Here is a 21,450-nt window from a genome sequence, read left to right on the forward strand (position 1 = left end):
CGATTTTAGATTTCAGATTGAGAGCACAGCCTTAATCATAATTACAAATTACAAAGATGAAACCGAATTTTAAAGATATAAATATCAAGTCATCACAAAAGCCTGCTACGACCGCTTCCGAGTGGGAGAAAGCCAATCAGATTGAAAAATCGTGGATGACCCCTGAACTTATACCGGTAAAACCCGTGTATACCGAAGAAGATTTGAAAGGTATGGAACACCTGGACTATGTAGCCGGTATTCCTCCCTACCTCCGCGGACCCTATTCCGGAATGTATCCGATGCGCCCCTGGACGATCCGTCAATACGCCGGATTCTCCACGGCAGAAGAGTCTAACGCCTTTTATCGCCGTAACTTGGCCGCCGGACAAAAAGGTTTGTCAGTGGCATTCGACTTGGCCACTCACCGCGGGTACGACTCCGATCACCCGCGCGTAATCGGAGACGTGGGTAAGGCCGGTGTTGCCGTGGACTCTATTTTGGATATGAAGATCCTGTTCGACCAGATTCCGTTGGATAAAATGTCCGTCTCCATGACGATGAACGGTGCGGTTCTTCCGATCTTGGCTTTCTATATCGTTGCCGGATTAGAGCAAGGAGCCACCCTGGATCAATTGTCGGGAACCATTCAGAATGATATCCTGAAAGAGTTTATGGTGCGTAATACCTATATTTACCCGCCTAAATTCTCTATGAAGATTATCGCCGATATCTTCGAATATACTTCCAAAAATATGCCGAAGTTCAACTCCATCTCTATCTCCGGGTACCACATGCAGGAAGCAGGTGCCACCGCCGATATCGAGCTGGCTTATACATTGGCCGACGGTTTGGAATATTTGCGCGCAGGAGTGAACGCCGGAATGGATATCGATGCCTTCGCCCCGCGTTTATCATTCTTCTGGGCCATCGGTATGAACCACTTCATGGAGATCGCCAAAATGAGAGCCGGTCGTCTGTTGTGGGCAAAGATCGTAAAACAATTCAACCCGAAAAACCCGAAATCTTTGGCATTACGTACACACAGCCAGACTTCCGGTTGGTCCTTGACCGAACAAGATCCGTTCAACAACGTGGGACGCACCTGTATAGAAGCCATGGGCGCCGCTCTTGGACACACCCAGAGTTTGCATACCAACGCACTGGATGAAGCCATCGCTCTTCCGACCGACTTCTCCGCACGTATAGCCCGTAATACACAGATCTATATCCAGGATGAAACCACCGTTTGCAAATCCATCGACCCGTGGGGAGGTTCCTACTACGTGGAGAGCCTGACGCAAGAATTGGTAGACAAAGCATGGGCTCATATCGAGGAAATCGAAAAATTGGGCGGTATGGCCAAAGCCATCGAATCCGGCATACCTAAACTTCGGATCGAAGAGGCAGCCGCACGTACGCAAGCCCGCATCGATAGCGGAGTTCAAACTATCGTAGGAACAAATAAATACCGTTTGGAAAAAGAAGATCCGATCGATATTCTCGAAGTGGATAACACCGCCGTACGGGAAGCACAAATCCGCCGTTTGCAAGAATTAAAAGCAAACCGTAATCAAGCTGAAGTGGATGCAGCCTTGGAGGCCATCACCAAATGTGCGGAAACCGGAGAAGGCAATTTACTGGAATTGGCCGTAGATGCCGCCAAGAAAAGAGCCTCTTTGGGCGAAATATCATACGCGTGTGAAAAAGTTGTAGGACGTTATAAAGCAGTTATCAGAACCGTGAGCGGAGTATATTCAAGCGTAGCAAAAGAAGACGAAGATTTCCGGAAAGCAAAAGAGTTAGCAGACAAATTTGCAGAAATGACCGGACGTCGTCCTCGTATCATGATTGCCAAAATGGGTCAGGACGGACATGACCGCGGTGCTAAAGTAGTTGCCACGGGTTATGCAGATCTCGGTTTCGACGTGGACATGGGACCTTTGTTCCAAACCCCGGAAGAGACCGCCAAACAGGCCGTGGAAAACGACGTACACGTAGTCGGAGTTTCCTCTTTGGCTGCCGGACATAAAACATTGGTACCCGCCGTTATCAACGAATTGAAAAAATTAGGCCGCGAGGATATCCTCGTTTATGTAGGAGGAGTTATCCCTCATCAGGATTATCAATTCTTGTTCGATGCCGGTGCTATCGCCGTATTCGGTCCCGGGACCAAAGTATCCAAGAGCGCTATTCAGGTTCTCGAAATCCTGATCGATTTAGCTAAGAAATAATTTTCGAATGCTCTATAAAATAAAAAGAACTGTCTAAATTTATTAGACAGTTCTTTTTTGCCTTAAGAAAATGATAATAAATATATCCAAACCCAATCTCATTTTGTTTAATAAACAATTGTAAAAAACACGTATTTTCGATTAGGTTTAATTTGAAAGAAAAATCCCAAATAACTCTATATTATGATTATTCAGGATTTCTTTCTTGGTATCTTAATTAATATCGGATCAATCTTTAAATATGATAAATTCAGAAGCTTCCGACGGTTCACTCATTCCAAATTTATTTACGGCTCTAACACGAAATTGTGCCATCTTTCCTTCCCTCATATTAACAGCCGCAAAGGTAAACGTTGTCGTTGTTCCCGAGGTGTACCATATGAAATCATCTTTGTACATATGCTGAATAACATAGTATTGTATTGGCGCCCCTCCATTATCAATAGGCGTATAGAAACTTAATTGACATCCATTACCCCATACATTAACAAACCAAGGCTTGCTCGGAGAACTGGGAACATCACCATTTATCCTCGCACTGGCATACACTATCGTCGTAAGGGTTAAACCCAAGCAGACGAATAAAAATAATTTCAAAGCGTTTTTTCTAATTTTTTTCATAGTTTTATTAGTTATAAGATTAATATCTTAAATATATCACTTACAAAATTAATATTATTTTCAAATATAAAAATAAATATATTTATTTTATTAAATAAATTATATTATAACGAACGAAATCTACTTTTATTGCTTTACACCGGTATCTCTTTTTTAGCCGCAACCATGCAGTTAAAGATCCGATTATCCCTATCTCAAAAATAGATACGGATTTTCCCGTTTCCCGAATAATTGAAATTAAAACCTCTTCAATCCACTCTATACTGAGGCTTTCCTAAAGGTTGCGGATGCCGTTATAGCTTAAACACGATAGAAAATTATCGAAAAGAAGAACAGCCAATAAATTAAGAGATAAAAAATTTTCCAAGACAACCGCCCCGTATCGTATTTCAATGTTTGACCGGAATTTAAACCCGATCAAAAAATATAATCATTTGAATCAAATGATTATAAAACGGAGACAAAATCGTAAATGAAATGTCTCCATTTTTGTCAAATTACTTTTTACAAGATGCTATCCACAAACTTATGCACCGTATCTTGCATATTTTTGAATTACCTCATTGTTTGCACCACTCTTCCACGTGGTCTTTCGCGTACAAGAAATAGATAATCAAACCGATCCAGCTGGTCAATAAAAGAACAATGATAATCAGCAACTTGCAAGGCGTCGAAATGTTTTTCTTTACAAGATCAAGAATGGCATAAATCGTAGCCACGATCCCGATAATATAGATAATCAATCCCATAACATTTATTTATTTAAAATTAATACTGCAAAATAACCTGTTTTAGTCGAATTCATCAACTGAAAACAGAAATAAATACGACAAATTTTAAAATTTAACTTAAATAAAACCATAATTCCCATTTCTCATAAAATATACGCGTATCCTTTAGATCGCGTTCAGAAAAAATTCCCGTATATATACCCCTATTCTCGCTGCCCGACAGGAGTATCGACGGTGGATTAGCGCAACAGCATTCGGCCATAATAACATCGATACACGAATTCTTTCCCTTAAAAGTTTGCTTCAATATTGGAGTTCATTATATTTGTATACATAAATAATAGAAATGAATTCATCGGCAACCATACTACATTTGATCAAGAAAGACGAAAGCAATGCTTTCCAACTTCTTTTTGAACAGTATTATGACAATTTACTGTTGTATTCTTATCACATACTGGATGATCTGGAAGCCGCGGAAGACATCGTACAAGATTGTTTTATCGGCTTGTGGAACAGCAAAAAGCTCCACACGTTCACCGGAGATCTGGACCGGTATATTTATAAGATCGTCAAAAACCGCTCTCTACTTTTCCTGAAAGAACATAAAAAAAGATACGAAACCCAGCTCTCTTTTTCAAAAGAAAATGACATACATCACTACGACACGACGGAAGAGTACCAGGGAACAGCCGAAATTCTATATGAAACCGTAAACCTACTTCCCGAAAAATGCCGGAAAATATTTCTAATGGCCTGCTTGAACGACAAAGGGTATCAAGAGATCGCAGAGGAGATGAAAATCAGCATCAACACGGTAAAGACTCAAATGAAAACAGCTCTTAAATTCCTGCGTGAGAACCTTCAGGAAAAGATCTTCTTAACACTTTTATATTTATTAACAAAAAAAGATTGATTCTCTATCACCCTTTTTTCTTATTTTATAAATATATAAGAAAAGCGTGGTAAATGATGGAAAACAAGATCGATGAAATATTAGCAGACATACTGAACAACAATGCGTTGACAGACGATCAAAAACGATTGTTTAAAGAATGGGAATGTACTTCCGTTCAAAACGCAAAAATTGCAAGAATCATCCAGGAATTAACATTTCAGAAGAGGATACTGGATAAACACCAAAAAAGAGATACGGTTTTCGTTCAGATCAAACGAGAAATTTTCCGGAGAAAAAAACAGAGACGTATTTTCTGGTCATCCTGTGCCGCCGTATCCGTTTTGTTGGCAGGTCTTTACTTTGCCTTTAAATGGGAAAAACCAGCAGAAAAGAAATTTCACATGGATCAAATATACCTATCCGGCCTCTCTGTCACCAAACCTGCGGCGGAATTGATTTTACCGAACGGGAAAAAACAACTGCTCAGCCAAAACAAATCGACCGTCATCTTATCCGACGACAAGAAAAAGATTCGTACAGACAAACAAACCCTGATCTTCGAGTCCTACACAACCGAAGAACGGGTTCCCGAATTTTACACGATAAACGTCCCGTTCGGAGCGGAATACAACGTGATCCTCCCGGACGGGACCAAGACCTATCTTAACGCGGGGAGTTCCTTACGTTACCCCGATCAGTTTGCCGAAAAAAAACGAGAGGTTTTTCTAACCGGAGAAGGCTATTTTGAAGTTATCGCCGATTCTTTACACCCGTTTATCGTACACACGGCAAATGTTTCGGTTCGGGCATTAGGAACCTCCTTTAACGTAAAGGCCTATCCCGACGAAACATGGACAAAAACGACATTGGAACAAGGTCGCGTGGAAACCCGATGCGGAGATCATCACGTTATCATGGTCTCCGGAACGCAAGTCGTATATAATAAACAAACCAAGGAAACAGACTACTTTCCCGTAAACACGCGGCAATTTACCTCCTGGAAAGACGGCTATTACGATTTTGAAGACATGTCTTTAGAGGAACTAATGCAAATCTTCTCCCGGTGGTATAATATCAAAATCGAATTCTCCGATTCGGAATTGAAAAACATAAAATTCAGCGGACGTTTAAAAAGATACGATGACCTCGAACCTCTATTCGATAGGTTGGAATATACCAGAGATGTAAAATTTGTCGTGGAAAAAGACCACATAACGATACAAGGGAAATAAAACACAGCAGGTTGAAAACCTGATCAATCTTCAACCTGCTTCTCTTCATAAATACATCCGACATCCCTGCAAGAAACGGATGTATCAATGTCAAATTATAATACTACAAATTTATGAAAAAAAAACGAGACCATGCATTACCAAGAAGTTGGAATACACGACGAAGAATGTTAATCTTTAAGAATTTCTTTGTGTTTTTGTTTTTGGGCGTATCTCTTTCCGTACCCATAACCCTGCAGGCACAACAGAAAAACAAGGTTACACTGGACTTAAAAGAGGTCACTTTAAACGAAGTGATTGCGGAACTGAAAAAACAAACCGATTACGATTTTTTTTACAACAGCGAATTGGCAAAATCGAAAGGAAAAATTTCCGTAAAGGCCGAAAACAAGGAAGTCAAACTGATTCTTGATGAAATTCTTCCCGGCTTGGGGTTGGAATACTCCATTCAAGGAAATTTAATCACGATCCGTGAAAAAACAACGGTATCCCTGCTTAAAATAAGCGGTAAGATTACGGATGAAAAAGGGAATCCCATTCCCGGGGCTACAGTAATTATCCACGGAACAACCCGGGGTGTTGCCTCCGATACCAACGGACGGTACGTAATTCCTGCAAAACCGGATGATGTACTAAAAGTCTCTTTTATCGGATATAAAACAGAGATCGTACCGATTAAGGGAAAAACCAAAATCAATATACGACTAAATCCTACCGCTGAAAATATCGAGGAGGTAACCGTGGTGGCTTTCGGGGAACAAAAGAAAGAGAGCGTGGTAGCGGCCATCACTACCGTTAACCCGGGAAGCCTGAAATCATCGAGCAGCGACCTGACCACCCAATTCGCGGGAAAGATTGCCGGTATCATCGGGTGGCAAACGGGAGGGCTTCCGGGGGCTTTGACGGAAAGCGAAATGAACACCAAATTCTATATCCGGGGAATCACGTCATTTCAAACCCACGCCAATATAGACCCGTTGATTTTGATCGATGGCGTGGAATCCTCAAAACTGGACCTGGCACGCATGCCCGTGGAAGACATCGAGAGTTTCAGCGTGATGAAGGACGCCTCGGCGACGGCCATGTACGGGGCCCGCGGGGCCAACGGGGTAATCCTCGTCACGACCAAAAAAGGCGTAGAGGGTAGCGTGTATACCTCCGTGCGTTACGAGGCCATCACCTCCATGCCGACACGAAAGATCGAGGTGGTCGATCCCGTGACTTACATGAAAATGTATAATCAAGCCTTGTTAGCCCGAAACCCGATGGCCATGCCGCAATACAGCGTGGAACGTATCGAGCGTACCGGTTCCGGCAAGTACCCCTCCTGGGTATATCCCGCCAACGACTGGTACAAGATCCTGTTTCACGACTACTCCATCAACCACCACATGGGATTGAATCTACGCGGCGGCTCGCGGGTCGTACAGTATTACGCCTCCGTCAACTACAACCGGGACGAGGGCATGCTGAAAACCGACCGGTTAAACCAGTTCGATTGCAACATCAGTAATAACACCTTCACTTTTCGTACCAATTTAAACATCGACTTGAGCGCAGGGATTAAATTATTAATCAACTCGACGGCTTCACTCGACAAGTATCACGGCCCGTATAGCGACGTGACTCAGGCCTACGCCATGGCTTTTGCTGCCTCGCCCGTGGATTTCGCACCCATGTATCCCGCCGACGAAACTTACGCCTGGCCACATCTGAGATTCGGAGCCGTGAGCAAAGAGAGTATCAACCCCTACATGGCCATTCAAAGAGGATATAAAGAACGAAGCCGCTACTCGGCCACGACCCGGGCGGAATACATCCACAACCTCTCGTCCCTCGTCAAAGGATTGGAAGTGAGGGCCAGTATCTCGTTAAATAAAATGGGCTATTACGTTAACGCTTACACCACGGAACCGTTTATATACGCCTTGGACGATTACGATTTCGAAACGGGAAAACACACGTTATCTGCCCTGAATCCTGCCCAAGCTCGTAGAACTTTGGCAAAAGATGGACGTGGTAGCGGTAGTAGCCAAAGCACACAACTCGGCTATGAAGCGCATGCCTTGCACGTGGCAGCCTGGGGAGAGCATCAAACCAGCCTGACGGCGGTACTTAACGCCCAAGAAACCACTATATCGGAAACAAAATCCGTTTTAGACGGTATCCCCCGGCGTAACCTGGGATTATCCATGCGCGGGACATACGGGTACAAGGACCGTTATTTCGCAGAAGCCAGTTTCGGGTATAACGGTTCCGAGCGTTTCGCCAGAAATCACCAGTGGGGATTCTTCCCGGCAGTCGGGGCGGCGTGGATTGCCTCCAAAGAGAATTTTCTGGCTAACCATACCGCTCACTGGTTGTCTTTCCTGAAGTTCAGGTTTTCATGGGGAAAGGTCGGTAATGACGGGATTATCTCCTCTCCCCGTTTCACTCACCTTCCGTTGCTTGTAGGAAGATGGGAGACTGATCCTAGGCCTGGGGGAAAAACGATGAATTTTTATAAAATTGTTTCCTATCCTAACAATAAAATCAAATGGGAGATCGCCGAGCAGGTCAACCTCGGAGTCGAGACCAAATTGTTTAAAGGTTTTTTAGAGGTGACGGCCGATTTTTACCAGGAGATTCGTCACAATATCCTTGATTACCGCATCACGGTTCCGGCAAGTGTCGGTATCGAGGAATATCAATTAGCCAACGTCGGTAAAGCCCGTTCCCGGGGAGTCGACCTCTCGGGAAAAATCCAACACGCTTTCAGCGAAGACTTCTGGGTCATCCTCAACGGCACGTTTACTTACAACAAGGCCGTTTACCTCAACATAGAGGAAACCTCCGATAAACCCTCCTGGCAATTAAAAGAGGGACACGAGCTATCGCAATCTATCGGGTATATTGCCGAGGGACTATTTAGTGATCAGGCTGAAATCGATAACTCTCCCGTACAAGGAGGCGACATCATGCCAGGGGATATTCGCTACCGGGACCTGAACGGAGACGGGAAAATTGACGTTAACGACGCCACGCGTATCGGTTTCCCGACCACGCCACGAATCATCTACGGCTTCAGCGGGTTTATCAACTATAAAAACTGGGAGTTTAGTTTCGCTTTTCAGGGATCGGGTAAACGGACTTTCTTCATGGACCCCATGCAAATTAATCCTTTCGCGGGAAACCGGGCCATGTTAAAAGCCATACACGACGACCACTGGAGCGAGAGTAACATGAAAGAACGTCCTTTCTGGCCCCGTCTCTCCACCCAGCCGATCAGCGTCCACAACCCGCAGGAAGACTGGAAATCGGGGATAGAGGTTCGCAAGAGCACTTACTTCATGCGCGAATGTCGTTTTTTACGCTGCACGTCGATGGAATTGGCTTACAATTTACCCGCGAACCTGATGACTAAGTTAAAAATGCAAAACGTCAAGTTCTACGCTCGCGTAAATAACCCTTTCCTGATCAGTAACTTCAAAATATGGGATGTCGAACTTGGCGACAACGGCTTCAATTACCCGATACAGCGGACCTTCTCGCTCGGGCTGAACGTTAGTTTCTAATTTAAAAAAATTGAACGATGAAACATTTATTATACACTATTTTATCTTCTGCGCTCCTGTTATTCGCCTGTAGCGATTATTTAGATATGACTCCCGAGAAAGACATCGATACAATAGAGACCATTTTCGAGCAACGCACAAGTGCGAGTGATTGGTTAGTCGGGATATATGGATTAACGACCGGTTTAGTGGCAAGTATAGGTGAAAATGTTGCCTATTTGGGTACTGACGAATTCGTTACCTGTGACAGATTTCGAAATTTCTCCAATCTTCAAGGTAAATACTATTATCCGGGATTCAAAATTTCCGACGGGTTGCAAATGTCTCAAGATCCCTATGATAATTTATGGGAACAAGGTGGTATTGAAGATCGTTTTAACTCTTTTTATGAGCTGATCCGCTCTTGCAATATTTTTATCGGAAACATCGATAACGTCTACAACATGTTAGCAAGCGAGAAACGGCAATGGAAGGCGGAAGTTAAAGCCATAAAGGCCTTTATCTATTTCGAGCTGGTTCGCCGCTATGGCCCGATCGTTCTCGTGCCCAAGAATATAGGCGTAGACGAGAACATATCCAAGATGCAACAACCCCGAGTCCACGTGGATACCTGCTTTAACACGATCGTGCGTCTACTCGACGAGGCTGTCCCATTTTTGCCGACAAGTATAACGAGAGATTCTGATCGTGCAGCTTTCTTCTGTAAAGAATCGGCGCTTGCCCTTAAAGCCCGGGTATTACTTTACGCTGCCTCTCCCCTTTTTAACGGCAACGAGTATTACTCGGATTTTAAAAGTAAAAACGGCGAACCTCTTTTCAGCATCCAAAAAGATCCAGAGAAATGGAAACGGGCGGCAGAAGCGGCCGACGAGGCTGTTCGGGAGTGCGAGTATGGACATCGTTTATATAACGGGACAAGCAATAGAAGTTCCAATCTATTAAACACGATGGGAGATATAGAACTTTCCATGTATTCAACGTTTTCCAATCCCGAGTTTCTTTTAGAGTGGAAATACACGAGTGAAGGATTTTACAAGTTTTGCTTACCTCGATTTAAGTCCTCGGATTTGAAATATTTTAATGAGGCTCTATACGGCTGTCTCTCTCCGTCCATGAAAATGGTGGAAATGTATTACACGGAGCACGGTCTACCCATCGATGCCGACAACACCTGGAACTACAACAGTCGTTACCAGATGAGTAAAGAGGCCAGTTCGCTGTACAAGGACGTGGTGCCGCTTAACACGGACGTGCTTCAACTGCACTTGCGCCGGGAACCCCGTTTCTATGCCTGCATCGCGGCCGATCGCCTTTACTGGCAACTCGGCACGAATACTCCTTATGTTAATTATAACTTGCTCGTGAAAGCCTATAAAGGAGAGCAATTCGGTTCCCAGTACGATATCGTGACCAGCAATTCCTGGCAAAACATCAACGGCTACTGGCTGAAAAAACACTCGTATTCCAACTGGGCCATCAAAACATATCATGAAAATATTAAGCGGAACGAAACTTTACCGATCATTCGTCTGGCAGAGCTTTACCTGATTCAGGCCGAGGCCTGGAATGAATACCTGGAGAAACCGGACGACCGGGTATACACCCCGCTTAACAAGGTACGCAAACGGGCCGGTATCCCGGACGTGGTAACAGCCTGGAAATCCACCTATTCCAAAAACCCAGAGAAAGTAGACTCCCAGGAAGGAATGCGCGAGATTATCCGCCAGGAGATCAACATCGAGCTGGCTTTCGAGGGACATCGTTACTGGAATCTCCGTCGTTGGAAGATCGCACACGAGAAGTTAAACGAGAAACAATACGGGTGGAATATCCTCGGTGAGACGGAACGGGTATTCTATAACAACTTCGAGGGCCCCGTGGTGATTTGGAATAAATGCAAGTTTACGGCGCCACGGGATTACCTCAACCCGATCAGGGCGGAACAAGTACTGATCTCTGGTGTCGTTCAGAATCCGGGATGGTAACATGATTTACAAGAATAGATATTTAAAAATAGCTGATTATGAAACATATATTATTTTTACTGGCTATACTGTTGACTGTCTTCGCTTGCAAAGAAGATAGCCCTATTGCATTCGACGTGACCATGCCCAAGGAGGATATCCGGTTTAAAACTTTACCGGGTGGAGCGATGATGTATTATCGTTTACCCCCCGATCCCGAAATTTTCGCTATTAATATACGTTACGTCGATTGTAGAGGCTATGAAGTTTTGAAAGTTGGTGGTTACGGAAGCGATTCGCTTCTTATAGACGGTTTTAACGAGGCTCGTCAAAAGGTTTCTGCCCGTGTCTCCCTCGTGAATAACCGGAACGAGGAATCGGTTCCTTTCGAGGTAACTTTCGACACGAAAGATTCCGCTCCTTACGCTTTTTTTGAAACGGCCGAAGTCTCCTCTTACTGGGGTGGTTTCGAGGTCATATACGATGCTCCCGAACGGGTATCCGGGATGGCACATGTCTTTTACGTGGGAACCAATCCCCTGACTCAACAGGAAGATACTCTCCTGTTAAAAAGCTTCCCCATCAACAAGGGTGGAGATACTCTCAGGTTTCAATTGCAACAGGATCGAGCAATGAATACGGTAGTTATTCGTACCGAAGACTACCGGGGCTATCGCGTAAAACAAAAAGTATGGGAAGACGTGGAATCCTTCTATTTGGAGAAATGGACTCTTTCTATAGAGAATTTTTTTGCCGGAGACCTTTCCATTGAAAATGAAGAGGCTCAGGCGGGAATAACGTATTTGTTTAACGGCGATACGAAAGGAGAGCAACGCTTGAAAAACAAAAAAAATGAAAAAGTCTACACTTTTGTAGCAGGTCCGAATGCATTGGATAAACCTTTTGTCATCGATCTGAAAGAAGAAAAAATTCCGGCCAGTATTCGGATGTACGGGATATTGAACCTATCGGTCCGTTTTGTCGGTGTAGGATATGGACCTTTAGGGACAGTGTGGGAAGGATTATATACCAATAAATTGCCTTGTGAAGTAAGTGTTTATGCTGGAAATGAAAAAGAGGGAAACCTCTCTTCATGGACCAAAATCGGGTATTTCTATCAACATCCCGCAACAAAAGACGAAGATAGATGGACTTGGCCTTGTTCAGAATGGAATTGGGACGGAAGAATGGATAATCTGGAAAAACTAAAAGCGGCCAATCCAGCTTATTTAGAAGTATTATTTCCTGCCACTCCGGAAAGATATCGTTATTTGAAATTTATTGTTCACGATACATTCGATTATAGATACCCGGGAGTAAGTGAAAATATTGATAATTATTTCACGATGCAGGAATTGGAAGTTTACGTAAAAAAAGATTAAGTTATGAAAAGAATAAAATATTTGGTAAACTTACTGATAGTGACGGTGGTATCAGTAAGCTGCGGAGAAAGTCTGGAAGACACGTATAGCGACTATGCCGGTAACGGTAAGATCCGTTATCCGGCGAAATGTTCCGGCCTGGAGGTGACCGTCGGGTGGAAAAGGTTAGAATTAAAGTGGAATAACGGTATAGATGCCGTGACCGACAAAATAAAAGTATCCTGGTCTGCCTCGGACGTGCAACACGACTCGTTGTTAGATAGATCTGCGACATCGTGCGATCTTCGTAACCTGGAAGACGGAACTTATCGCCTGGACGTCCGTGCCGTGGATAAAAACGGTAACGAATCGCTAGTCATAACCGATTACGCCCGCCCTTACACGGAGGACCACGAGGCCGTGCGGACCTTCACGCGAGCGATCACGAAATTTTATAAAGTCAAAAATAACCTGATCTTTTTTATGGATCAATGGAACGACAATATTGTAGAAATAAAGCTCAATTACACCGACACGCAAGGCAAAAGTCAAATCTACCCGCTGACCGAAGAGAAGTTCAACGAAGAGTTTACGGTCTTGGAAGATGTGGATCATGACAAGCCTATCACGATCGATCGTTTGGGAAAATTAGAAGGATGTCCGGATATTATTCGTTTTGCCCCCGTGCTATTGGGTAACGAGCGGACTTTTTCCTCGGATTTCAAATCGGCCATACGGCAACGTTACGGTTATAACGATCAAAGCACGGCTGAAGAAGCGGCATTCAGACACTTTGTCGATACGGTCAGAATACTCGAATTCGATTATGACGCAACCACTTTCGAAGATGTTCTCTATTGCCCGAAGCTCGAAAAGTTGCTACTCGGTAAAAATCGTTACCTCTACCCCGATCCCGCCTACTCAACCCCGGAAGACAACAGCCTCCTTTATGAAAAAGAACGCAGTCTCTGCGTATTGGATGCGGCAAACGGATTAACGGGATTAAACGTCGAACGTTACCACAACCACTATTTCGGTAATATCCACCGGGACTACATCCGGGAGATGGGCTATCCCGACCGGAAAGAATTGGACAAACTCCATTATATCCCCCAAACAGAAGTAGAGGCCATTAAATGTTCTGTCCCCGATAGCGACAGCGATACCTATCTAACCGATCTATTGGACAACGACCCGAATACCTGGTGGGAATCTTCCGTATCTCCGATATCCCGTACTTACGAGCTAACCATCGTATTGAAAAAGCCCCAAAGAGTACGCGGGATCAAGATAACACAAATGCTGTTCGATCCCACCAAGGACAGGGATTCGCCACATTATTTGCCCCCTTCCGTTATCATCAAAACCTCGACCGACCAGATCGACTGGAAAAACGTCACTTACATGGAAGAGAACATTCTCGGCAAAGGTTCCGGCGAGGTTACCTTACTACCAATCGCCGAAGGTTCCAGAGAGATCCGATACATCAAAATCATTCTACACGACGAAGTAAACAAAGGCATATTCAGAATCAAATTAGCAGACATCGTAGCTTATCAGTAGTATCAGTCAAACCCGTCTAACAATAACACCCGTTAGACGGGTTATTTAACACTCCACACTATATCGTTCTTGTTGTTTTAACAGTTGTGTTTATGAGGTAAAAAGATCGAAAACGAATAATCCTTCAAAATAAAAACCGACCACTTACATCCACCTAATCCGGAAATGATTTGGCAGCTCCTCTTTTATTTCGGCAACGAGAATATATCGGTTTTTATTGTTTTAAAGTATATTTATTCCCTTTTGTACAGCCATTTAAAAATCTTATATCTGTCGGTGCATTTTAAATGACTGATAAAAAATAGATGAGAGAACAGATTGAAAAAATTGCAGAAGTTTATCTTGCGTTCCGAGAAAGATGCCAAATCTCAATTGCTCAATGGGAATAAAGCTGTCGGTACACGTGCCGGAAAAGCCTCTTTGGAATAAAGTATTGAAAGAGTTTCGAAAAGTCTCACTCAAGGCTTCTAAAGGATAAAGAAACGAGCCTGACACAAGAAGGAGATCTTTTGAGATCTTCTTCTTGTATTTTGCAATGTATTCATCTGAACGTCAATATATAATGGTGAGATTATAATCCAAATTTAAAAATAAATCAATAAATTTACAAGGTGAAGTATCTCATATTGTTTTATCGGTTTAGTTTTTACTTACTAAAAGCAAAAAAACTTCCTGCGGCAAACATAGACAAGACTTCTTGTTGGCAGTGTACGTATACCATAAAATACACGTATACGTCCTGATAATATTCATTGTCGTCTGCCGCAGGGATGAATAGAGGTGAGACGTGGTACGTATTCTTTTTAATATCAGGTTGGTAGTCGGTGGTTAATTCTCTCGATACGTGGCCTTGTTTATAAACACGGCCTTTAAAATCGTCTAAAAAAGAAAAGAGATCGGGTAATTATCTCCTTTCTCGTGGTTATCTTGAATGTTTCATTTATTTTTTTCCCTTTTCATGAATTCCTCGATTGGAATTAGAGAATCACCCTTGATCACGTGGCCTCCTGTCTTGTCAAAAAATTCCTTTAACCCTTTCGCATTCTCGTGAGCACTGACAATATAGTCAAACAATTCACTCTCGTAAGCCTCCGGTTGGCCTGTGAACCGGTAATAGGTAGTTTTATTGTCGTTGGTATAGGCAAAGTGCGGTAAACCATATATTGTTATTAATTTTAGATGAGAAGAATCCGGGTACTCTATCTTTTTAGGAATCCAAGATAAAGTTTCCTTGATAAAATTAGCATCGTCATAAAAGATTCCGATATACCATTTGTCCTTTTTCTTCGAGGCTTCAAATATAGAAACAATCTCCCCGCTCATTTTACCTATAAACATCATTTTATCCTCCGGGGGATAACAGCAAGTTATAATCCTTTCCGGCGTGGGATCTTTAAAAAAATCTTCCTCGTTAAACTCGTAATAAGGAATCCGGTACACCTCCATTCTTTCAACTACTTGAGGGGAAAGCAGAGATCCACTACTTTTGGATCTGGCGGTGTTGTCTTTTGCCCTATCCAGTATATCCCATTTAACGGCATTATAAACCTTTGTTTCGTTGGAAGCAAGAACCTGATTTGGGTTGAGTAAAGAATTATTCGTGGCCGAGGTTATCTTTTTCTCGGAACAACTCGTGAACAGGAAGAAGCATGACAAGAATAACGTGATCTGTTTCATAATCGTTCGGTTTATATTATACAAATTAGTTGAATACTGGTATCGTTTTCGTATACTCTCAGGTATTTAGAACTTCCGTCATAAGGGTCGATGTAATACACCTTCCATAATTTTTGAAGTCCTTCTATAGTAGCTTCAATTCCATATACTAAAACACAATGATGTAATGAATTAATAAATCCATAACAAGGGAGTGGATAGAAAAGTTGATGTTCCCCGTATTTAAAAGTAGAACTTATATTGGTAATAGATAAGGGCATAGCTTTATGATATATTCCTAAAAAGTGAGGACATTTGAGAAGATCCACGCCATGAAGACAGAATTTATTATACTCTTCGCTCGCATGATCATCTGGAAATTTCTCGCAGCAATCTATACTTGTTGAATGAAACTCGTGAACGTACATTGTTGCGGCATTGCATTGTTCATGACTCTTTTGTGTTTTCATCTCTATACAAGCGAACACGCACCATGTACTGTATTCTTGAACTGATTTTTGGCCAAAATAAAAATTTGCTCCCCAGCGTTGCCCGAAGCTGAAGTTTATTATTGTAACGAATAAAAAAGAAAATACAATCTTTTTCATACATGAGTGATTTTTAGATACCGTAACAATGAAATACATTATATTAACAAATATATAAAAAATATTTTAGAACAAGTTTATTCCCAAAATTAAAATTATTCTTTTGTGATAGTGTAAAGGCTTAGTTCTCCACGAGGGCAAGTCGTTTGTTGACCGTGTACATATTCTTTTTAATATCAGGTTGGTAGTTGATGGTTAATTCTCTCGAGATGTGGCCTTGTTTATAAACACAGCCTTCAAAATCGTCTAAAAAAGAAAGGAGATCGGGTATATCAAATTCATGAACGGGCCTTTAACAAGGATAAGGGAAATAAAATTTGAATAGTTAGGACAATTTGGAAACCGACCAAAAGTAAAACTCTCGGTCGGTTTCGTTTTTTATAACGCTATTTAATAATCCCTCGTTAAACCTGTTTCGCTATGTAATCAATCTATTCTCACGACCGCCACTTTAACGGTTTTACTTTGATTGAAATTTTTAATTCCATTGTTGTTATATTTCCCGGAAATTGTTATCGTGATCGTGTAATTTCCCGCTTTCTTACCTTCCCCCGTAACTTGATATTTAATCATATTATAGTCATTATCTGTGACTTTCTCGGAAACAGGAAAATTTTCTGGATCGCTACTAACCGACTTAACGTCTAATTCTCTAAACTCCCCGTAAGTTTTATAAATTGTTACTTCAAAGTCAGCTTTATCACCTTCAACAATAGCTTTTGTCATCGGGCTAACAATCCACGCCACGTCTCCCTCCGTCGCGGCAGGAGAAAACGAGGTCAAAAAACAAAAGATCCCGCTCAATACAAGTAAAATTCTTTTCATAATGTTTGTAATTTAAAGGTTTATAATAAGTTTAACGAGGGGCACGACCTGTAACTTGTTCATCTTTAGCGCCAAGATATTTCCACCTGACGGCATCCGCCCAAATGAGCTGACCGGGTATTCCTTTATCCAGGAGAGACACGCACATCGTTCCGGGCACGCAATAAAATTTCCCTATCGACGTCCAGCCCGGTTGACCGGAAATCTCGATACTGGTTTCTTTCAATTCACCGTTACACTCGATCGTGTAATATTGCGAGAACGACGGTTTAGTCGTGTTATCGCTCTTCACGTGAGAACCCGTGTATTTTATCAAGCCCGGCGGGATATAGACCGAGATCTCGTAATATCCTTCCCTGTCGATCCCTGCGCTCCAGCTCACCCCGTCACCGGAATTCGACACTGAACAGGCCATAGTCGTGCACGTGGGATACCCGTGAGCCGTTTGATCTATCCTTGTTTGCCAGTCCGGGTTTAATCTATCAAAATAAATTATATCCTTCTCGTGAACAGCTTCTTCCTGTCGCCCTCTTTTCCATCGTTTGATAAGCGATAACCCGCGGGTACCGCGAGAGAACCCGGCATCCATGTCATCAACGATAATCTCCCCGGGCGGGAATAAATCCCCTTTACCGATTTTTTCCTCTCGATTTAGCGTGTCCACTGAAGCGACGGATGAAAGGAACTCCTCGAGAGGGATATCGGGAGGGTAATTTCGGGAGAGGTTCAATTTCAAAACAGGCTCGGAACACTTGCCACGAGCCACGTGACTTATCCTTCTTCCCTCCCCCGCCGGGATCCGATAATGATAATTGGAAGGAAGCCTGGCATAAAGTTCCGAGAAGTAAGACAGGGTAACAAAACCGTCTGTCTGGCTGTCGTTGTAAACGGTGAAAACAAATCGCGTCACGTCGTTACCGCTATAATAGGGTCCATCCGCGCTAACCCGTCTCGCGTCAATATCCTTCACGATAAACGAGGGCAAGCGATTTTGTTGATACCAACCGGGTAAAATATCCAGCAAATTTATTCCCAGATCACGTCTCATGTCCCGGTCGAGGTCCTTTAAATCGACACGATTAAAATGCCTCCGGGAAACATACTCCCGTAGATAGCCGGCAAGCTTGCCCGTGGGGACACCGTGCAAGTCCAGGAGAGACAATAATTCATCCGTTTTAATATTCACGAGCCTACGCGTCAATTCCGGGCTCAAGCCGGGGTACCGGGACACGTCTTTCAACCCGCGGGTACTTAAAAAACGAATCCCCTCGCGATAATTTTCCAGGCTAATAAAGGAAAAAGCGGCCGCAGCCGGGTTAAAAGAGTTTTTTACCATCGTGTTGAACACGGTCTCGATGACCGGGTAATCGAGCGAGTGAAAAGAATAGACATGGTTATAAAAGAGAGGACCGGTAAAGAACAAGTTATTCACTCTCGCCGGTTTTGACGGTCGAAACGTCAATCGATCAATCGCACGTTTTAAACGAGGGTAATACACGGGCCTGATTTCTCTCTCCAAGTAATTGGTATAGATCGACTGAATCATATCGAGTTTCACCCCCTTCTCCCCTCCCGTGAAATACTCTGCAAATTGCTTGCTATGCCTGTTCAACGCCCACCTGTCCATCCAGGGCGTGGGCATGCGCTCCGGGAAAAAAATAATCTCAGGTTGCACGTACTCGCTTCCCCCTCTTTGATCCCGGTAATACGTGACAAAGGTACGGGGAGTCTCGATAAACAGCAATCGCTTGAACGGGTACTCTTTATTAAAATCACGTTCAATCGAAGGCTTCAAATTGCCGGAAAAATACCCCGGCAAATCGTTCAAAACATCTTCATACGCCTCCACGAAGATCCCGTGTCCTTTAAACAGGAAAAGCTCGTAATCGACAGAATCCAACCGGAGGTAACGCCTTTCATAATCCCCGACGCACAGGCTAATCCCGGTAAGAGGGTAATTATTCTCGAATACGACACCTTCCCCGGTATCCCGCCGCTCTCCTTGCGAGATGACTGTTTGGCCTTTCACGCCGTGAACGGTCAACCTGTAACCGGTAAAATTTTTTTCAATGACATACGGCGAAGCGGGGTTTACCGGGGGGACCGTGACGGGATACCACAAACCCTCCGGGTTTAACAACACCTGATGCTCGTCCAGGTAAGCGTACCGTTTGCCACGGGGGCACAAATCCCGCGGATGGCCCTCTACCCACGAGTCCTTTAGCTCTTCTTCCGGCACGTCGAGATAAAAAATGTTTTCATCGATACCTCCCTCGTACACCATCTCCACCCGGAGCGTGTCACCCGGCAAAACGGATTTCCCGACGACAATGACCTGATCCTTGCGACGGAACGAGACGGTATCATCCCCCACCGTCAACGATTTCACGCGTAACCCCGGGTTCAAGTAAAGTAAAAAATCGGGCAAGACCTTCCCCGTTTCGTTCAAGAGTTTCATCCGGCTAAGGCCCTTTAGCCGGCGGCCGGCGGGCGTGACATACAACTCCTGAGTCAGGAGGTATAACCTGTCATGATTCACGTGGCGATCATACACTTCGGCGTAACGAGCCCGGCGGGCGTACTTGCGAGAGTATATTCCCTGAACGGCTAACAAGCAGGCAAGTCCCAGCAACAATATTCCGCCGGCCTTTTTCCCTGTCGCCACCCGTTCCCCGGGACGGTTCTCCAGGCGTCGACAAAAAAGTATCGAGAAAAAAAACAACCCGACACCCGCCAACAACCACCCCAGGCGTTGTAAAAGATAAGGATAAACATCAGCGAAACCGGTTATCTCGGAATACTCGTTCGGTAACGTCAGCCCGGAGAAATTAAGAATACCGGAAAAAGATTCTCCAGACAAGGAGACGGTTCCCCAAACGCAAGCGAACAAGATTATCATGGAAACAAACGATTGACGTAAAAGACTTAAAATAAAAAAGGAGAGACCGAGCATGAAGACCGTGGCCGGGAACACCAGCGTCACCAGGTAATAGGGGTAAAGCCACGGGTTAAAAGGAGCCTTGCTGGCAAAGACATGAACAAGCATGCCCAGGGAAAAGAGGACGATCGCCCACGCCACGAATACCCGGACAAACCCGATACCGACTCCCGTGTAATACTCTGCGTTACTTGCGGGACGGGCTTTGATGGAATCGAGCGTATCAATTTTTTTCCGGGAAAAAAACGATGCGGAAAGAAAAATCAAAACCGGGTATTGCGACAAGGTGAATAAAAAAGCGATCGTATAGGGGAAAAGGGAAGCCATGTGGACTTCTCCCGATCCTTTGGCGGGATTAAGCGCGCTCAAGTTAAACCCGACGTGAAAAAGGATACAGGCCGAGATCAAGATAAAAAAGAACCTTCCCAGGCCGGATCGAAAAAGCAGTTTGGCCTGCACGCGAGCTATTAATCCACAACTTTTCATGTCAATCGAGAACTTTAGTGTAAAAAATACGCTTGTAAGTTATAAAAAATTATTTAAAAATAAAATAAGAAAATGATTTTCATGCTATTGTATTATTATGAACTACCGTCAGATTAAAAATTTATAAATCAAATTCTTGCAATGAAAATTTTCCTTCTGTCTTTTGATTCGTTTACCTCCATCTTGCTCGCGAGCGGTCAGTCGGGCCAATCTTTCCGCTTTCCGAGTACAATAAAAATAGGTTTAATAAAATTTACGATGATTGAAGGAAAGGCTATTTTTGATGCCTATTATGTATATTTCCTATCGTACGTAAGAAAGTCTGAACGCACACGCTATTATCTTTTAAAATTGTACGTTAGATCTCTTCCGTAACCATCTTCATTTATAACTTTCAGAGTGATATCCAACCCGCTTTTTAAAAGTTTACCCTGTTTTTATTGCCGTGAAAATTATTGCGTGATAACCATTTTGCAGATCTTCTATTCGTGCGGCTATCACAACATGGTTAATATCTGTTGTTTCTTGTTTTATAACGTCTACCTGAATATCGGCATCTTCGTAAACATTTATTTTATAAGGATGTATCCAATTGTTATATCTAACATAGCCTTCATACGTATCCCATACGCCTGTGTTCGTGTTGAATATTCATCAGTTTGATACAATCGATTGGTGAATAAACTTTTAGAGAAATACTTGAAATACAGAGGTACCGATTTGCCAACCATACGATTTTCAGTGATTTGCGACGCCGTGCTATCAAATACCTCTTTCGATTATAACGGAAGTCATAATCC

The 21,450-nt window shown here is 43.4% G+C and carries 13 protein-coding genes and 1 pseudogene; 8 read left to right on the plus strand and 6 right to left on the minus strand.

Annotated features, from left to right (window positions below; translation table 11 throughout):
• Window positions 1-56 precede the first annotated feature (56 nt).
• Complete coding sequence (gene scpA / locus DMB45_RS03290; protein WP_041503154.1) at window positions 57-2,213, plus strand: methylmalonyl-CoA mutase; 2,157 nt, start codon at window positions 57-59, stop codon at window positions 2,211-2,213.
• A 228-nt stretch (window positions 2,214-2,441) separates the two neighbouring features.
• Here the strand turns inward: scpA and DMB45_RS03295 are convergent, their stop codons facing one another.
• Window positions 2,442-2,834, minus strand: coding sequence for a fibronectin type III domain-containing protein (locus tag DMB45_RS03295; protein ID WP_041503155.1), 393 nt, complete (start codon window positions 2,832-2,834; stop codon window positions 2,442-2,444).
• 560 nt (window positions 2,835-3,394) lie between these two features.
• Window positions 3,395-3,583 (minus strand): PLDc N-terminal domain-containing protein, encoded by a 189-nt coding sequence (locus DMB45_RS03300; RefSeq protein ID WP_041505285.1) that lies wholly within the window; start codon window positions 3,581-3,583, stop codon window positions 3,395-3,397.
• Between the two features lie 328 nt (window positions 3,584-3,911).
• Here DMB45_RS03300 and DMB45_RS03305 point away from each other — a divergent pair, with 328 nt between their 5' ends.
• The 7 genes and pseudogenes from DMB45_RS03305 (at window position 3,912) to DMB45_RS03335 (ending at window position 14,615) form a co-directional block, all read left to right on the plus strand.
• Window positions 3,912-4,481, plus strand: a complete 570-nt coding sequence (locus DMB45_RS03305; protein WP_041505284.1) for an RNA polymerase sigma-70 factor — start codon at window positions 3,912-3,914, stop codon at window positions 4,479-4,481.
• A gap of 53 nt (window positions 4,482-4,534) precedes the next feature.
• Window positions 4,535-5,695, plus strand: coding sequence for a FecR family protein (locus tag DMB45_RS03310; protein WP_110688449.1), 1,161 nt, complete (start codon window positions 4,535-4,537; stop codon window positions 5,693-5,695).
• Window positions 5,696-5,808: 113 nt separating this feature from the next.
• Entirely contained in the window at window positions 5,809-9,249 is a 3,441-nt protein-coding gene (locus tag DMB45_RS03315) for a TonB-dependent receptor (protein WP_110688450.1), read from the plus strand.
• Window positions 9,250-9,266: 17 nt separating this feature from the next.
• Window positions 9,267-11,234 (plus strand): RagB/SusD family nutrient uptake outer membrane protein, encoded by a 1,968-nt coding sequence (locus DMB45_RS03320; protein ID WP_110688451.1) that lies wholly within the window; start codon window positions 9,267-9,269, stop codon window positions 11,232-11,234.
• Window positions 11,235-11,272: 38 nt separating this feature from the next.
• Window positions 11,273-12,595: a DUF4959 domain-containing protein gene (locus DMB45_RS03325; RefSeq protein ID WP_110688452.1), complete on the plus strand. Its 1,323-nt coding sequence runs from the start codon at window positions 11,273-11,275 to the stop codon at window positions 12,593-12,595.
• A 3-nt stretch (window positions 12,596-12,598) separates the two neighbouring features.
• Window positions 12,599-14,137, plus strand: coding sequence for a DUF4998 domain-containing protein (locus tag DMB45_RS03330; RefSeq protein WP_110688453.1), 1,539 nt, complete (start codon window positions 12,599-12,601; stop codon window positions 14,135-14,137).
• A gap of 305 nt (window positions 14,138-14,442) precedes the next feature.
• A pseudogene (locus tag DMB45_RS03335) lies at window positions 14,443-14,615 on the plus strand (histone H1).
• Between the two features lie 458 nt (window positions 14,616-15,073).
• On the opposite strand, the gene DMB45_RS03340 reads toward DMB45_RS03335, so the two are convergent.
• The 4 genes from DMB45_RS03340 to DMB45_RS03355 form a co-directional block, all read right to left on the minus strand.
• Window positions 15,074-15,814: a hypothetical protein gene (locus DMB45_RS03340; RefSeq protein ID WP_041505278.1), complete on the minus strand. Its 741-nt coding sequence runs from the start codon at window positions 15,812-15,814 to the stop codon at window positions 15,074-15,076.
• 11 nt (window positions 15,815-15,825) lie between these two features.
• Window positions 15,826-16,401 (minus strand): hypothetical protein, encoded by a 576-nt coding sequence (locus DMB45_RS03345; RefSeq protein ID WP_041503163.1) that lies wholly within the window; start codon window positions 16,399-16,401, stop codon window positions 15,826-15,828.
• A gap of 426 nt (window positions 16,402-16,827) precedes the next feature.
• A complete protein-coding gene (locus tag DMB45_RS03350) occupies window positions 16,828-17,226 on the minus strand; it encodes a hypothetical protein (RefSeq protein WP_041503164.1) in 399 nt (132 codons plus the stop codon).
• Window positions 17,227-17,257: 31 nt separating this feature from the next.
• On the minus strand, window positions 17,258-20,650 hold the full coding sequence (locus DMB45_RS03355; RefSeq protein ID WP_110688454.1) for a M1 aminopeptidase family protein: 3,393 nt from the start codon (window positions 20,648-20,650) through the stop codon (window positions 17,258-17,260).
• Window positions 20,651-21,450 lie beyond the last annotated feature (800 nt).

Source organism: Sanguibacteroides justesenii, assembly GCF_003204205.1.
Lineage (GTDB): Bacteria > Bacteroidota > Bacteroidia > Bacteroidales > Marinifilaceae > Gabonibacter > Gabonibacter massiliensis.

Bases quoted from the DNA above. Each gene is read 5' to 3' on its own strand.
- scpA (WP_041503154.1), top strand. From the start codon at position 57: ATGAAACCGAATTTTAAAGATATAAATATCAAGTCATCACAAAAGCCT.
- DMB45_RS03295 (WP_041503155.1), bottom strand. From the start codon at position 2,834: ATGAAAAAAATTAGAAAAAACGCTTTGAAATTATTTTTATTCGTCTGC.
- DMB45_RS03300 (WP_041505285.1), bottom strand. From the start codon at position 3,583: ATGGGATTGATTATCTATATTATCGGGATCGTGGCTACGATTTATGCC.
- DMB45_RS03305 (WP_041505284.1), top strand. From the start codon at position 3,912: ATGAATTCATCGGCAACCATACTACATTTGATCAAGAAAGACGAAAGC.
- DMB45_RS03310 (WP_110688449.1), top strand. From the start codon at position 4,535: ATGATGGAAAACAAGATCGATGAAATATTAGCAGACATACTGAACAAC.
- DMB45_RS03315 (WP_110688450.1), top strand. From the start codon at position 5,809: ATGAAAAAAAAACGAGACCATGCATTACCAAGAAGTTGGAATACACGA.
- DMB45_RS03320 (WP_110688451.1), top strand. From the start codon at position 9,267: ATGAAACATTTATTATACACTATTTTATCTTCTGCGCTCCTGTTATTC.
- DMB45_RS03325 (WP_110688452.1), top strand. From the start codon at position 11,273: ATGAAACATATATTATTTTTACTGGCTATACTGTTGACTGTCTTCGCT.
- DMB45_RS03330 (WP_110688453.1), top strand. From the start codon at position 12,599: ATGAAAAGAATAAAATATTTGGTAAACTTACTGATAGTGACGGTGGTA.
- DMB45_RS03340 (WP_041505278.1), bottom strand. From the start codon at position 15,814: ATGAAACAGATCACGTTATTCTTGTCATGCTTCTTCCTGTTCACGAGT.
- DMB45_RS03345 (WP_041503163.1), bottom strand. From the start codon at position 16,401: ATGAAAAAGATTGTATTTTCTTTTTTATTCGTTACAATAATAAACTTC.
- DMB45_RS03350 (WP_041503164.1), bottom strand. From the start codon at position 17,226: ATGAAAAGAATTTTACTTGTATTGAGCGGGATCTTTTGTTTTTTGACC.
- DMB45_RS03355 (WP_110688454.1), bottom strand. From the start codon at position 20,650: ATGAAAAGTTGTGGATTAATAGCTCGCGTGCAGGCCAAACTGCTTTTT.